General features: G+C 50.2%; 11 protein-coding genes. 8 read left to right on the top strand and 3 right to left on the bottom strand.

Annotated elements, in window-relative coordinates; genetic code table 11:
- Positions 1–3 precede the first annotated feature (3 nt).
- Complete coding sequence (locus ACXAGR_RS18355; RefSeq protein ID WP_474851811.1) at positions 4–2853, bottom strand: response regulator; 2850 nt, start codon at positions 2851–2853, stop codon at positions 4–6.
- Between the two features lie 226 nt (positions 2854–3079).
- Here ACXAGR_RS18355 and ACXAGR_RS18350 point away from each other — a divergent pair, with 226 nt between their 5' ends.
- Together ACXAGR_RS18350 and ACXAGR_RS18345 are read left to right on the top strand one after the other, a co-directional pair.
- Positions 3080–3568 carry a GAF domain-containing protein gene (locus ACXAGR_RS18350; RefSeq protein ID WP_474851810.1) on the top strand — a complete coding sequence of 163 codons (489 nt, stop codon included), beginning with the start codon at positions 3080–3082 and terminating at the stop codon, positions 3566–3568.
- A 42-nt stretch (positions 3569–3610) separates the two neighbouring features.
- Complete coding sequence (locus tag ACXAGR_RS18345; protein WP_474851807.1) at positions 3611–4834, top strand: MFS transporter; 1224 nt, start codon at positions 3611–3613, stop codon at positions 4832–4834.
- 4 nt (positions 4835–4838) lie between these two features.
- Here the strand turns inward: ACXAGR_RS18345 and ACXAGR_RS18340 are convergent, their stop codons facing one another.
- Entirely contained in the window at positions 4839–4967 is a 129-nt protein-coding gene (locus ACXAGR_RS18340; RefSeq protein WP_269748665.1) for a hypothetical protein, read from the bottom strand.
- Positions 4968–5216: 249 nt separating this feature from the next.
- Between ACXAGR_RS18340 and ACXAGR_RS18335 the strand changes: the two genes are divergently transcribed.
- From ACXAGR_RS18335 to ACXAGR_RS18325, 3 genes are all read left to right on the top strand, one after another.
- Complete coding sequence (locus ACXAGR_RS18335; RefSeq protein WP_474851805.1) at positions 5217–5525, top strand: hypothetical protein; 309 nt, start codon at positions 5217–5219, stop codon at positions 5523–5525.
- 63 nt (positions 5526–5588) lie between these two features.
- Positions 5589–7385: a copper resistance system multicopper oxidase gene (locus tag ACXAGR_RS18330; protein ID WP_474851803.1), complete on the top strand. Its 1797-nt coding sequence runs from the start codon at positions 5589–5591 to the stop codon at positions 7383–7385.
- Positions 7378–8130, top strand: a complete 753-nt coding sequence (locus ACXAGR_RS18325; protein WP_474851802.1) for a copper resistance protein B — start codon at positions 7378–7380, stop codon at positions 8128–8130. Before ACXAGR_RS18330 ends, ACXAGR_RS18325 begins: the two co-directional genes overlap by 8 nt.
- 77 nt (positions 8131–8207) lie before the next feature.
- Here ACXAGR_RS18325 and ACXAGR_RS18320 read toward each other — a convergent pair whose 3' ends face one another.
- Complete coding sequence (locus ACXAGR_RS18320) at positions 8208–9512, bottom strand: porin (RefSeq protein ID WP_474851800.1); 1305 nt, start codon at positions 9510–9512, stop codon at positions 8208–8210.
- 210 nt (positions 9513–9722) lie between these two features.
- Here ACXAGR_RS18320 and ACXAGR_RS18315 point away from each other — a divergent pair, with 210 nt between their 5' ends.
- The 3 genes from ACXAGR_RS18315 (at position 9723) to ACXAGR_RS18305 (ending at position 15056) form a co-directional block, all read left to right on the top strand.
- A complete protein-coding gene (locus tag ACXAGR_RS18315) occupies positions 9723–12431 on the top strand; it encodes a M14 family zinc carboxypeptidase (RefSeq protein WP_474851798.1) in 2709 nt (902 codons plus the stop codon).
- A gap of 106 nt (positions 12432–12537) precedes the next feature.
- Complete coding sequence (locus ACXAGR_RS18310) at positions 12538–13914, top strand: alkaline phosphatase PhoX (protein ID WP_474851796.1); 1377 nt, start codon at positions 12538–12540, stop codon at positions 13912–13914.
- A gap of 149 nt (positions 13915–14063) precedes the next feature.
- Positions 14064–15056, top strand: a complete 993-nt coding sequence (locus ACXAGR_RS18305; protein ID WP_474851794.1) for a patatin-like phospholipase family protein — start codon at positions 14064–14066, stop codon at positions 15054–15056.
- Positions 15057–15203: the final 147 nt, after the last annotated feature.

Here is a 15203-nt window from a genome sequence, read left to right as displayed (position 1 = left end):
AGATTATGATGCATTCAACCATTTGGTCAGTGCCGCATACATTTCTTCCTGCCGGAATGGCTTGCTTAAATGATCATTCATGCCACATTCCAGTGCTTTACGTTTGTCTTCCACCATGGCCGCAGCGGTCAGAGCAATAACCGGTACATTGATCCCTGATTCGCGGATTTGCCGGGTCGCTTCATAGCCGTCCATCACCGGCATCTGAATATCCATTAAAATAATATCAAAATGATGACGACGTGTTGCAGCCACAGCCAGCGCCCCGTTATCTGCCATGGTGACATCCAGTCCAAGGTGACGTAACTGTTCACCCACCACTTCCTGGTTAATCTCGTTATCTTCTACCAGTAATACGTGACCGCTAAAAGCCCCTTCACGGTTGTCTCTTACTCGTGCCCGCTCAGCTTTAAACTCATCAATTTCCCGTGGCTGAGGTAACTTAAACGGCAGTTTTACTATAAAAGTCGTGCCCTCGCCCTGACGGCTTGTTACTGAGATATTCCCGTCCATGGCGGTTGCCAGACGATGGCTGATGGTCATTCCCAGCCCTGTACCACCAAATTTGCGGCTGGTTGATGAGTCCGCCTGCGTGAAAGCATCAAAGACTACCTTCTGCTGACTTTCCGACATGCCAATCCCGGTGTCTGTCACTGAAATTACCAGCAGGCATTCATGATCGTCGATATCTTCATACCTGCAAACCAGGGTAACGCTTCCCTCACTGGTGAATTTAATGGCATTGCTGAGTAAGTTCACCAGTATCTGCCGCAGACGCAACGAGTCACCGGTAAGCCACGGGCGAAGTTTGCCGTCGAAACGGAATTGCAGTTCAATCCCCTTCGCTTTGGCCTGCTCGATAAATAAATCCCGCAACTGGCTGATAATCTCCTTTATAGAAAAAGTCTGTTCCTCAAGTTCCAGTTTCTGCGCTTCGATTTTGGAAAAATCCAGAATGTCATTGATGATCCCCAGCAACAGCTCGCCGGAATGATTAATTTTTTCGAACTTGTCACGGAAGTTGGGCGGCGGCTCCTGGTTCAGCCCCAACCGGCTTAATCCCAGAATGGCGTTCAGCGGCGTACGGATTTCATGGCTCATATTGGCCAGAAATTCGCTTTTCGCACGGTTTGAACGTTCTGCGTCTTTAACCGCTTCAGCCTGAGCATACTCTGACTCAACCAGTCTGCTGTTAGCCTGAGTCAAATCACGGGTACGTCGTTTGACCTGATATTCAATTTCATCAGTATGTCCGGCCACAATAATAATGAACCAGCCCAGCAGCCCGGCGAACAACACAGAACCTGCCAACAGTAAATGCACACCCCAGGGCTGATAAAGGAAACTGCTGTCGCTCACCTGCAGCAGAACCCAACTGTGTCCTCCGACCGTAATTGTCCTGACCTCATTTAGCGGAAAACGCTCAGCCAGGAAGCCCGCTCTGTCCTCTGCCGGCTTATTCCATCCTGTAGTCAGGAATTCTACGTCTTCGCCGGAGAGATTTTGCCGGAACAAGGTGGATTGGCCGGACGGTGCCGCCGGATCAAAGACCAGTACACCCAGAGTAGGCAAAAGAGAATCACCAAAGGCATTCTCAATCATTTCCTGAGCTTTCAAAACCGCAGTGGCATAACCGGAATGATTTGATCCGGTAGTTTTTCCACCAGGCATGAACATAAGTACGCCGGGTTCAGAGCTGTCTCCCTGAACAAGGTTGATAGGCGCAGTGGGGAATAAACGATGGCTGGACCACGCGTTATCCAACGCTTTCCGGCGGGATATTTGTGAATAAACATCCAGCCCCAGTGCTTTTATGTTGCCCGTCATAGGCTCAATAAATGACACGATCACATAGGTATCACGGTTATCTACCGCCACCATATCTTCTTTTGCATCCAGACCTTTCACTTCAAAATGAATGGTGGGATCGAAGGTCTCGTAACTCGCCTGCATAGCCGTTTCAAATGCCTTCAGTTCCCGCCCTTCCAGTCTTTCATTCCATGATAACCCGTGAATTGACGGGTTCCGCTTTAACAGATCCAGCGTGAAGACACGGTACTCTGAAGGGGTGACATCTTCCTGAATTCTGACAAACCCCGCCAGCGCCTGAAGGATATCTGAGACTTTGGACAGTTCACCGCTGAGTGCACGCTCAAGAACGTTCACATTAACAGTAAACTCAACTTTGTGTTTTTCCATTTCCGTTTTGGTCACCAGCCAACCCAGCAGCGCCGTGCAGGAAGTAATAGTGATCAGGGAGTAAAAAACAAAGCGGACCTTGGATACATGAGAAGACAGGGTTTTCGGTGTAAATACCAGCAGCCAGGGAATGGTAAACACGATGCCGATAGCATCGCCCATATACCAGCTTACCCAGTTTTTAAACCAGTCCTGGTCAGAAATAACCCCCTGTGCCCAGAGAAAAATATTACTCAAAGTGGCGCCGGTTAAGGGGCTGATAATTGCTCCGAGCAATAAAAATTTCGCCACCACCGCAGGACGCACAAAATTAACCGGCGCGGGAATGACACTGACAATCAGTACCCGCCCGACCAGCGCCTGTGTTGCCGCGAACGCCCCCATCATGCCGGAAACAAACAACGACGGTTCTCCGCCGGCATAATTTAAAGATATAATGAAATTAAGCACTGCAGCACCGGCGAACACACCAAACAATGCAAACGGACCGAGCAAAAGTACGGCCAGCAGACCGAGGCCGGCAGCGGGCCAGACTACCGTAGCAAAACCGGGCGGAATGGCAGCCCATATACTGAGCAGTCCAAACAATATATAGCCTGCTGAGACCAGAAAAGTGGCCAGCAGTTTTTGCATGTGCGACTGAACTTTAAACATCTATTCCTTTACCTGACCTTCCACCTCAAAAAATCCTGTTTTTTTCCGCTGCTACAACATGTTACACACGTAAACCGCGTTCAGCGTAACGCATTAAAACATAGTCTCTATACTATAGTTCAAATTTAAAGAAAAAATATTCTTCACCGGGCAGAGTTAATATAGAATCCCATACCTGTCGTAACAAACATTGGCCGGTCCCTTGCGGATCTGAAGTGACCCCTGTATGGATTATCCCGTTCTGCCCCACGAAGACGCCCGCTTAAAAGCGTTGCATGACCTGAAAATTCTAGATACTGAGCCGGATGAACGGTTAGATGCGATAACGAAAGCCGCGCAAGCGTATTTTGACTGTAAAATATGCCTTATCAGTTTGATAGCAGAAGATCGCCAGTGGTTTAAATCCAGACAATGTCTGGATAAAACTGAGACCCCGCGTAATGTATCTTTCTGTACTTATGCCATTGCCGAAGAAGAATACCTGATAGTACCTGATGCCACACAGGACAACCGCTTTGCAGGGAGTCCGCTGGTTAAGGGAGAACCCTTTATCCGGGCTTATGCTGGCATGATCCTGAAATCTCCGGATGGTTACGAGCTGGGTACATTGTGCGTTATCTATGACGCGCCCCGCACTTTTTCGGCTCAGGATATCAACGTATTACGGGACCTTGGCAAACAAACTGAAGAGATAATTTTCCAACATCTACGTTAAGTCATTGCTCCGTAAAAGGATGCTCAACCAGTAAAGGATACCATGACACAACAATCAGGACGTTTTCCGCCCGGATTTTACGCTTTTCTCACCGGCAGAGGGCTGTTCAGTGTCATAGACTCCATATTAGGCACTGCTGTAGGCTGGCATTTATATCAGGCTACAAAAGATCCCTTCGACCTGGCGCTGGTAGGATTATTTCAAATCGTCCCGGTGTATGTTTTCTTTATCCTTACCGGCTGGGTTGCCGACCATATGTCCCGTAAGAAGGTACTGCAAACCGGGGCCGTTTGCTGGCTGGGTATCATTCTTTGTATCGCCTTTGAGATGCACGACGGAAACTTTAATAAGTGGGTTTTACTGTCGTTATTAATGGCACTCGGCACCGTCAAAGCGTTTATATCTCCGTCCATGCAGGCCATTGTGCCCAACCTGGTGCCCCCCGACCGGCTTGGCGCAGCCATCGCGATTACCAGCACCGTGTGGAATCTGGCATTAACCGCCGGTCCCTTCGTCGCCGGGCTGCTGATAGCGTTAATGGACTTCAAAGTGTACTGGACAGTATGCGTAATTTGCTTTGTGATCAGCATCTGTTTCTTGTTTCTGCCCCCGATTGGTCCTGCTAATACCGGAGGACAACGTAGTAAAAAAGCCTTGTGGGAAGGCGTACATTTCATGCAGCGAAATCCCATCGTACTGGGAAGTTTGTCGCTGGATTTACTCATCGTGCTGGGCGGTTCCGTCGTGGCATTGTTACCCGTTTATGCCGCGGACATTCTGCACACAGGTCCGCAAGGGCTGGGCATGCTGAGGGCCATGCCCGCTATTGGCGCGGTACTCATCGGCATTTATCTGTCGAAATTTAAAACCGACTTCCGCCACGCCGGTTATACACTATTCACTGCCCTGTTTGTCTTTGCCTGCTCCGTACTGGTATTTTCGCAGACGACCAGTATCTGGATAGCCTGCGCATGCTTATTCATTTACGGCGCATCAGATATGTTCAGCGTGGTTATCCGCGGCTCCGTTATTCAGCATAATACACCGGATGCACTGCGGGGACGTGTAGGCGCGCTGAACGCCATCTTCATTGCCTCATCAAATCAACTGGGAGATTTCAGAGCGGGAACGGTAGCTGCCGCAGCAGGGCCCGGCGGCGCTGCATTGATTGGAGCAATCACAGCTTTTGGTGTGGTTGGATGGGGAATCTGGCAATTCCCCTCACTGAGAAAACTGACTTCAACAGATATGAAAGAAAAAGCCTGAGGCTTTAAAGATTGATCACCAGATTGTTTTCCACAATAAGCAGCATCATCAGACCCGCAGCAAAACAATACAATACCGGATCAGACACACAATCTTTCAGATAGTTTTTCATTTTATCAATACGGTGGTTCATAGAGGACTTCCCGTTTTTGGTTATCAACAACTTAAATTTACCACACATTAACAATTTTTAAACATTAAACTTTAGCATGAAGCCGCCCGCCGTAAAATCCGGCAACAGAATCGTATGATTGCGTGTCTGTTCTTGCATAGCGTCCGGCGACCGTTATATCCTGAGAGAGTAAATGAACAGGAACAATTTATTCCCCTGATGAAAGTCTTCACTGCATTTTTAATGGTTTGCCTGCTTGGTGTGTTCACTATGAACGCGCAAGGCAATGTGCACGATGCTGCACGGCACCATGCTATGCAAACTGCACAAATGAATATGACCGGCCACATGCAGGCACATTCAGAGCCTGATGTCATGATGTCTGGTATGACTCAGGAAGATTGCTGTAAACAGGAGTGTCATTGTAATGTCTCCATGTGCCACGGTAGCCTGTTCGTGCTGTCTCACTTTACGCACTTTACCGCAGCAGTTGTGGTGAATGATACCACTAGCACCATATCAGAACCGCTGACTGCTCATGGTGGTCCGCCCTTCAAGCCCCCTATCCGGTTAAGTTAGTTACAGTTAAACACCGCCTGCATTGCATGCAGGCGGACATTACTTTTTTAACCGGAAATAGCTATGAACAACCAGGATTCGTCACGTCGTCGTTTTCTTTGCGGCGCGGTGACCTCAATGTCAGCGATGGCATTATATCAGGCCGCCCCCCGTTGGGCTGTTGCTCAGGGGAACACTGAATTTCAGACCAGTAATGATGAAGTTAATCTGAAGATCAGCCAGCAAACATTTTCTTTTGGCAACAAGAAAAATAACACCATTACCATCAACGGTCAGATGCCGGGGCCACTACTGCGTTTTCGCGAAGGTGAACGGGCAGTGATTAACGTCACTAATACCCTCAGCGAAGACACGTCAATCCACTGGCACGGCATCATTTTGCCCGCCAACATGGACGGTGTGCCGGGCTTGTCCTTTGCCGGCATCAAGCCGGGCGAAACCTTCAGATACGAATTTGATTTGCAACAAAGCGGTACCTACTGGTACCACAGCCACTCGGGCTTACAGGAACAGATTGGACATCTTGGCCCGCTGGTTATTCATCCCGCTGACGGCGATATTGGTGCCGACAGAGAACATATGATCCTGCTGTCAGACTGGACATTTGAAGATCCTCACGAAATATTCCGCAAGCTTAAAGTGTCTGAAGGTTATTACAACTACCAGAAGCGGACCATTTTCGACACGTTACAAGATGTGGAAGAACAAGGCCTGGCCGATACATGGCATGTTCGCAGTATGTGGAACAGCATGCGGATGGATCCCAGGGATATTGCTGATGTGTCAGCCAGCGCATATACCTACCTGATGAACGGCCGGGATGCAGTGATGAACTGGGAAGCTCTGTTTAATCAGGGAGAAAAAGTCAGGCTGCGGCTGGTGAACGGTTCCGCCATGACTTATTTCGACTTCCGAATTCCGGGGCTGGAAATGACGGTTGTCGCGGCAGACGGTCAGCCGGTAAAACCTGTCACCGTTGATGAAATCCGTATTGCCATCGCAGAAAGTTACGATGTCATTGTGCAGCCCAAAGAGGACAAAGCTTATACCCTCTTTGCCGAAAGTTATGATCGCAGCGGCTTTGTTCGCGGCACGCTCGCGCCACGGCCTGGCATGAGCGCCGCCGTCCCTCCCCGCCGGACGATTACAGAACGCGGTATGGATGCCATGAGCATGGATCATGGTGATATGGACCACAGTAGTATGAATCACGACGATACTGGCCATGGCAGCATGAGCCACAGTGGAATGAATCATGCTGCTATGAACCACGGTGGTCACGACATGCAGGGCAGCGGCAAACCTGCCGTCGATGATATTGCCATCCATCACGACGCGGACGGACACGGTCCGGGGGCAGCGATGATTGCAGCGAATCCCCGTTCAAGACTGGACGAACCCGGTATTGGCCTGGGTAATGACGGTCGCCGGGTACTCGTTTATAAAGATCTCACCGGAGCACAAACCTGGGGGGACGAACGGGAACCGTCCCGCAACCTCGAACTTCACCTTACCGGAAACATGCAGCGCTACATGTGGTCATTTGACGGTAAAAAGTTCAGCGAGGTTGACGGACCGGTAGTGTTCCGTCACGGAGAACGGTTAAGGCTGGTGCTGGTAAACGATACTATGATGGACCACCCTATCCATTTACATGGTATGTGGATGGAACTGGAAAATGGTCAGTATCCCCGCCCGCGAAAACATACCATCAGCTTAAAACCCTCAGAAAAAGTGTCATTACTTATCACCGCGGATGCGATGGGTGACTGGGCCTTCCACTGCCACCTGCTTTATCACATGGAAGCCGGCATGTTCAGGGTAGTCAGTGTTCAGCACGGAGGGCATCATCATGGTTAAATTCAATCTTGTAGCTGTTGCTGTGCTTAGCAGTATTACATTCTCAACCTGCGCAATGGCAGAGGATAAATCAGACTGGCCTTCACCGATGATGGAAATGGCAGCCTGGCAAGTCATGCTCGACAGGCTGGAATTATCCCGTAATACAGATAAAGAAAATGTGTTTACCTGGGATGCCACCGCCTGGTACGGCGGCGATTATCACCGCGTAGTGTTAAGGACTGAGGGCGAAAATCAGCAAAACGATGGTCATCCCACCGACCTTGAAAGAACAGATATCAGCTACAGCTACATGATTTCATCCTTCTGGTCACTGCAGGCCGGGCTTGGTCTGAAAGGTGAAATGTCGTCCGGGGAGAACGCAGAGCACTATGCAGTATTCAGTCTGACAGGCCTGGCGCCTTACTACTTTGAAACTGACTCCAGTTTGCTTATTAATGAAGACGGCGACGTTCAGTGGCTTAACGAGTTTGAATATGACTTTTTGCTGACACAAACCAGTTACCTTCAACCCAGGTTAACGGTGAACACCAACCTGACAGATTCAGAGCGCTTTGGCAGAGAGGCCGGTGTTGAATCCGTGCGGTTCGGCTTGCGTTACCGTCAGGAAGTGGTGCGGGAGTTTGCGCCATACTTTGGTGTTTACTGGCAAAAGCAGTTAGGACAAACTGCGAACACTACCGCTGCAAACGGTGAAGACACGTCCGAATTCGGCTTTATTGCCGGCGCGCGGATCTGGTTCTGACAATAAAAAAGCACAGCGGCCGTTGCTGCTGTGCTTTTAGTATCTGAATATGTCACCGGGGCTGATGCCCCGGCCTGTTAAAATGCGGTATTAATCTGTACGCTCAGAATTTGCGCTTTCGCATGCTCTGTAGCGGTAAGATCGCTGACAATAGAGCCGATTGCACGTTGCTGAGATACCGCCGCTTCACGTCCTTTGATATACACGTAGGCCATATCCACACTGGTGTCATCAGTCAGCGCCCAGGTTGCTCCGGCACTTACCCAGTGACGATCTGTGTCAGGAATGCTCAGTGAGCGGTGTGCAAAACTCACAGCGCCTTCATCATAAGCATAACCGGCACGCAACGTCAGCTTCTCATCATACTGATAAGTAACACCTGTACTCCAGCGCCAGGTATCTTCAAAATCTTCTTCTTTTAGCAGCAAATCATAGCCACTGTCCAGATTCGCTTCCAGCTTGTCAAAGGTGCTCCAGTCTGTGTAATTCACGCTGGCCTGTACAGACCATTGCTCATCAATTTCTTGATCGATGGCCAGCTCAGTGACTGCAGCGAAATTCAAATCCAGACTACCGCCCTGATTATACAGCTCAGCAACTTCAGGGATCAGCACACCCAGATCTGACTTAATTTCACCGGCCAGTTCCAGCTGTGTTTCAGCACGGTAACTTAACGCCACATTGGTGCCGTCAACCGGTTGCCAGAATACACCGGCGTTCCAGCCATAGCCGATATCATCACCAGCCATTTCAACAATAGTCAGATTACCCAGCGCCGGATTACCCATCACCTGGCCGAAGACCTGAGGAATAGAGGTACTGATTTTCGCATCGGCATAGGTAAAATTCAGGCCAAGTCCCAGGCTCAACGTGTCCGTTGCTTTCCAGGCGACAGCCGGATTTACAGTAAAAGAGATGATCTCAGCTTCATCTGCATAATGCAGCGCATTGTAATCATCGCTGTAATCTGTCGACAGGCCGTAGCTGGTAAACAAACCAATGCCCCAGGAGAACTTATCGTTAACCGGCGCAGCGTAAAAAATGGAAGGAATGACGGCTGATTCAGCAATGTCTTCAGCACTGGCATCGCTGGTAATGGTTGCGCCGCCTACTGAGGTGGTCATATCACCACGGATATCTACTTCGGGGTCAAGGTAGCTGACCTGGGCGCTGAATTGTGCTTTATCAAACGCGGTGATAGCAGCCGGGTTAGTTGCCAGCACAGAAGCGTTTTCCGGCTTTGCAGCCTGACCCGCCATAGCGCGACCCAGTCCGTTCGCACTGTGTTCATTGACCTGAAAACCTGCAGAGAAAGCAGAAGAAGAGAACAGTCCGGCTACAGAAAGCGCAAGCGCTGTACGGACGAATAAAGGATGCTTCATAAAAACTCTATGATTATTGAAAAAGGGCCGCATCCTACTGGTACGACCGGTTAGCTTCAAGTAAAACAAATGTAAATGCTTATTTTTAAGACGAATTACAGTAAAACGATTCGATAAAGGCCTGAAAACCATTGATAAGGGAAATGTTGCGGGGTGCTTTTAATTGCTATGATTCACTTTGCATAATAAAAATATCTGACCGGGAAAATCATGACACTCAGACACTTATTCACCATTTCTGCACTCACAGCCTCTTTGTGCTTCAGTGCAGGAAAAGCTATTGCAAGCACGCCCCAGCAAACAGAAAGTTTTGAAATGTGGCCTGGCGCACAGTACAGCCCGTCCATCCCCACGGTAAAATCGGTGCTCGGGTATAACACCGGCGAACGCATCACGACCCACAGTGATATGCTGACCTATTTCAAAGCACTGGCAGGGGCGGCTCCGGAGCGGGTCCATCTGGTTAAATACGCAGAAAGCTGGGAGGGCCGGGCGCTTATTTATGTCGCTATCGGTTCGCCTGAGCATATTAAAGACCTGGAGCAGTTCGCAGCAAATATGAACCGGCTGGCCGACCCGCGAAAAACTTCCCGTGATGAAGCTAATAAGCTTATCGCTTCCCTGCCCTCATCGGTATGGCTTCAGCACGGTGTTCACGGCAACGAAATCAGCAGTACCGATGCCGCAATGATGACGGCTTATCACTTGCTGGCAGCACAGAATGACCCGTTAACGGCGAAGGTGCTAAAAAACACACTGGTCTTTATTGACCCGCTGCAGAACCCCGATGGCCGCACCAGATTTACGCACAACTACTATTCCTCCACCGGCTTACAGGACAGCGATGATCGCCTGAGCGTCGATCAGAATGAACCATGGCCCAGGGGCAGAAGTAACCACTATCTGTTCGACATGAACCGCGACTGGCTCGCCATTACCCAGCCTGAAACGCTGGGCCGGGTGAATGCCCTGAACCACTTCAAGCCAACGGTAGTCATCGACTTACACGAAATGGGCAGTGACTCCACTTACTTTTTCGTGCCGGCAGCGAGCCCGGTCAACCCGCATATGCAGCAGGCACAGCTCGACAATAACGATTTAATAGGCAGAAACAACGGTAAACATTTTGACCGCATGGGTTTTGACTATTTTACCCGCGAAGTCTATGACGCATTTTATCCGGGCTATGGAGACAGCTGGCCTACTTTTTACGGAGCATCTGCTGCCACCTATGAAGTGGCTTCTACCCGTGGTATGACATTCAGAAATAAAGACGGCAAAGTGAATCACTATCGCGATCCTGTGCAAAAGCACTTTGTTGCCTCCCTTTCTACCCTCGAAGCAGCAGCGGATAACCGTGAAAAAATCCTCACTGATTTTTACCAGTATCAGGTTAATGCTATTGAAGCCGGTAAAAAAGATGACGAGCGTACCTTTATTATTCCGGCTACCACCGACCGTGCCGGCAGCCACCGTCTTGCTTCATTAATGGCGACCCACGGTGTCGAAGTAAAACAGGCAGGCGAATCATTTAAAGCATGCGGCACCCGGTATAACAAAGGTGCCTATATCATTGATACTGCCCAGCCCCGTGGCCGTTTTGTGAAAACTACGTTTACCCGCCAGGTCGATATGGCGGAATCATTCATCAAAGAGCAGGAACGGCGCCGGGCCCGCAAGCTGGACGATGAAATTTATGATGTGACAGCCTGGTCTCTGCCACTGTTATTCAACGTTAAAACCGACAGTTGTGATGATGGTTTATCTGTAAAAGGCAGCTACGTGACACCTGATATGCCCCTGAAAGGCAATGTGGATAAACCGGACGCAAGTGTTGCCTGGCTGGTGCCCTGGGGTGATGCCGCAGCAGGCCGTTTTCTGACTGCTGCGCTGCAACAGGGGCTCCATTTAAAAAGTGCTGATGAAGCCTTCACTCTCGACGACAAGCGCCGGTTTCCGGCGGGTACATTAATTATTGAAGTGAAAGCCAATGGCGAAGGCACCGGTGAAAAGATTGCTGCTCTGGCAGCACAAACCGGCGCGCTGGTAACTGGTACTGACAGCAGTTGGGTAACTGACGGTCCCAGCTTTGGCAGCCGCAGTACGCCGGTGATGTCTGCACCCAATATTGCTATGGCCTGGGATTCTCCCACCAGCTCACTGAGCGCCGGCAGCACCCGCTTTGTTATTGAGCGGCAGTTTAACTATCCGGTCACCGCAATCCGGACAGATATGCTGGCAAGTAGAAACCTGAACCACTATCAGGTGATCATTTTGCCCGCAGGCTGGTACGACGGAGCCTTAGGCCAGCGCGGCGCTGAAAACCTCAAGACCTGGGTAAAACAGGGAGGTGTGTTAATTACCTTTGCACAGGCAACCGCTTTTGCAGCCTCACCGGATAACGGCCTGCTGGATGCAGATCTGGAATACAGCTTTAATGATGAAACGGTGGTAGCAGATGAACAGGCAGACCACCGTGGTCATGTGGCCGGTTCACATATTACTGATAAATCGCAACTTATACGCCGCATTGAAAACAACCAGCGTTCACCGGATTACGTCGCCGGAATCCTTGCGAAGGTTGAAGTGGACCAGGAGCACTGGCTTACCGCAGGGGTCAATCCTGAAGTGGTTTCGCTGGTAACAGGCAATACTATTTTTGCGCCCATGAAACTGGATGCCGGTAAAAATGTTGCCTGGTATAAAGGTGCTGATGAGCTGCTCGCATCCGGATATTTATGGGACGAGAACCGCGAACAGCTGGCTTATAAGCCATTTCTGATGGTGCAACCGTCCGGCGAAGGCATGGTGATAGGCTTTACCCAGGACCCTTCAAGCCGCGCATATATGGATGGTCTGAACGTCATGCTATTGAATGCTATATTCCGTGGCGCAGCGCATGCATCACCACGACGCTGATCTGACGGTTAATCCTGTTACGGTTTCATCTTAACGTAACAGACTGGCATGAAGAATTAAGGTATTGTTATATTGTAACAATACCTTTTTTTATGAGAACACAACAATGATAACAAGACGACAATTCACCTTTGGTCTCGCGGCCCTTTCCGCTGGTAGCAGCGCATTCGGCGGGCTCGCGAATGCAGCAACTCAGCATGCCGCAGGCGCACTGCGTGCAGCGACCGGGTTTGGCCCGCTGAAACCGGATCCCGCTTCCCTGCTGGATTTACCGGAAGGCTTTACTTATAAAGTCATTTCAGCGCTGGGCCAGGCCATGTCTGACGGCCTGAATGTGCCGGATAAAGCTGACGGAATGGGCTGTTTCAAACTGGATGAACAACGTGTGGCTCTGGTGAGAAACCATGAGCTTACGCCAAAAGACCGGGCCTTACAGCCTGCATCGGTTGCCTCGCACAAAACTGCAGACGCCTACGACACCGCCCCCGACGGGAACGCACTGCCTGGTGGCACGACTACCATGGTGTATAACTTAATTACCGGTGAAACAGAGAGCCAGCATGTGAGTTTATGCGGCACAATCCGGAACTGTTCCGGTGGCATTACTCCCTGGGGCAGCTGGCTCACTTGCGAAGAGAGTATTGATAAGCCGTCGGCTTATAACAATAAAGACCACGGCTGGGTTTTTGAAGTCCCCTCAACAGCACAAACCCTTGTCTCACCTGAGCCGCTTAAAGCCATGGGTCGCTTTAACCATGAAGCTGCAGCAGTGGATCCCCGCACCGGTATTGTTTACATGACGGAAGACCGGGGAGACAGCCTGTTCTACCGCTTTATTCCCGATGTGCCCGGCGATCTTATCAAAGGTGGCAGACTTCAGGCGCTGGCAATAAAAGCCAGTCCGGGTTACGACAGCCGCAACTGGGTTAACCCGGCGATGCCGCTTCAACAGTGGCTCGACGCCAGCTGGATAGATTTGACAGACCCGGAGAGTCCGGAAGATGATCTCCGCAAACGGGGATATGCAGACGGTGCAGCCCTGTTCGCCCGTGGTGAGGGGATCCACTGGGGAGACGGTGAACTCTATTTCTGCTGCACCAATGGCGGCAAAAAGCAACTGGGACAAATTATGCGCTATCAGCCTTCTACGTCTGAAGGCACAGAACACGAAGCAGCTAAGCCGGGCCGGCTGCAATTGTTCCTGGAAAGTACAGACAAATCTCTGTTCAACTTTGGCGACAATCTCACTGTTGCACCTTTTGGTGATCTAATTGTTTGTGAAGATCAGTACACAGACGTTGTCGACAACCACCTGCGGGGTATAACCCCGGATGGCAGTGTGTATCCTTTTGCCCGCTTAAATGATCAAACCGAACTTGCCGGCGCATGCTTCTCACCGGACGGCAGTACCCTGTTTGTTAATTTGTATTCACCGGCCAGAACCGTCGCAATTACCGGTCCCTGGTCAGCCAGAAGCTCATAATACCTGTTTACCGGACAGCCGGATAAGGCTGTCCGTTTCCCCCTCCCACCTGAAATGTTTATTTTTTATTCAATTTTGCACTAAACCCCGGGCAGAACCGTATGCTATCCTGAAAATGCTGCATAGCAGCATAACTTAAGGAACAGGCGATGAAACCACTGAAAATTAATCTCGCTTTACAGGGTGGCGGGGCCCACGGTGCTTTCACCTGGGGGGTGTTAATCAGGCTGTTGGAAGAGGAATGGCTGGAGTTTAACGGCATCAGCGGCACCAGTGCCGGCGCAATGAACGCAGTAATGCTGGCTGAAGGCTGGCGTAAAGACGGTCGCCGGGGTGCAGCGGCGCAACTGGATGCATTCTGGGAAGCCATCGCTGACAAAGGTGTACAGATGCCCATGCCGAAAATATTGGAGCAATCATTGAACAAATGGTGGATGAGCATGTTTCAACATTTCTCCCCCTACGACATCAATACCATGGACATCAACCCGCTGCGGGATGTGCTCGATGAAATCACTGATTTCAAAGCACTGCAGCACCACTCCCCTTTTCGCTTGTTCATTGCCGCAACTGAAGTGACGACGGGAAAACTGGAACTCTTTAATGAACAGGAGCTGACCGTCAGTCACGTTCTGGCTTCTGCCTGTTTGCCCAACGTTTACAAAGCGGTGACGATAAATAATAAACACTACTGGGACGGTGGCTACGCGGCCAATCCGGCAATCTTTCCGTTGATCCACAGTTGTGACGCTCAGGATGTTCTGATTGTGCTGCTGCAACCGTTACAACGGGGACCACTGCCCGTCCGTTCAGAAGAAATCAGTGACCGCATCATTGAACTCACATTTCACTGTGCATTCTTGCGGGAGATGCGCTCAATGCTGGACATTAAAACCTCGTCTCAACGGTGGGGCTGGGTTTCCGGCGATTTTGAGAAACGCATACGGGCAACCCGCACACACATCATAGAAAACAGTGAATTAATGTCTGCCCTTGACCAGATGAGTAAGTACGACAATTCACGGGCGTTCCTTCTGGAACTGAAGGAGGAAGGCATAAAAACCGCTGAGAAATGGCTGGAAACCAGCACCGGAGATTTGGGAAAAAGAGACAGTTGCGATTTACCCGGACTTTTTGGCTAAACCTTATTGATAAACATTCTCATTTGCATTAAGATGAGTTCACCTTTTGAGAATTGAGCCTGTTAATTTTCAACCTGGTACTACTCCTCCAGCCAAAAGGCAGGACCCTTAGACCGCCGGAGCTCATCCCGGCGGTATTTTTTTGCC

The organism is Alteromonas sp. ABH4_457 (assembly GCF_056160625.1).
The sequence above is the reverse complement of the archived record's forward strand: the minus strand, read 5'-3'. Positions and strand labels throughout refer to the sequence as shown.

Bases quoted from the DNA above. Each gene is read 5' to 3' on its own strand.
- ACXAGR_RS18355 (WP_474851811.1), bottom strand. From the start codon at position 2,853: ATGTTTAAAGTTCAGTCGCACATGCAAAAACTGCTGGCCACTTTTCTG.
- ACXAGR_RS18350 (WP_474851810.1), top strand. From the start codon at position 3,080: ATGGATTATCCCGTTCTGCCCCACGAAGACGCCCGCTTAAAAGCGTTG.
- ACXAGR_RS18345 (WP_474851807.1), top strand. From the start codon at position 3,611: ATGACACAACAATCAGGACGTTTTCCGCCCGGATTTTACGCTTTTCTC.
- ACXAGR_RS18340 (WP_269748665.1), bottom strand. From the start codon at position 4,967: ATGAACCACCGTATTGATAAAATGAAAAACTATCTGAAAGATTGTGTG.
- ACXAGR_RS18335 (WP_474851805.1), top strand. From the start codon at position 5,217: ATGAACGCGCAAGGCAATGTGCACGATGCTGCACGGCACCATGCTATG.
- ACXAGR_RS18330 (WP_474851803.1), top strand. From the start codon at position 5,589: ATGAACAACCAGGATTCGTCACGTCGTCGTTTTCTTTGCGGCGCGGTG.
- ACXAGR_RS18325 (WP_474851802.1), top strand. From the start codon at position 7,378: ATGGTTAAATTCAATCTTGTAGCTGTTGCTGTGCTTAGCAGTATTACA.
- ACXAGR_RS18320 (WP_474851800.1), bottom strand. From the start codon at position 9,512: ATGAAGCATCCTTTATTCGTCCGTACAGCGCTTGCGCTTTCTGTAGCC.
- ACXAGR_RS18315 (WP_474851798.1), top strand. From the start codon at position 9,723: ATGACACTCAGACACTTATTCACCATTTCTGCACTCACAGCCTCTTTG.
- ACXAGR_RS18310 (WP_474851796.1), top strand. From the start codon at position 12,538: ATGATAACAAGACGACAATTCACCTTTGGTCTCGCGGCCCTTTCCGCT.
- ACXAGR_RS18305 (WP_474851794.1), top strand. From the start codon at position 14,064: ATGAAACCACTGAAAATTAATCTCGCTTTACAGGGTGGCGGGGCCCAC.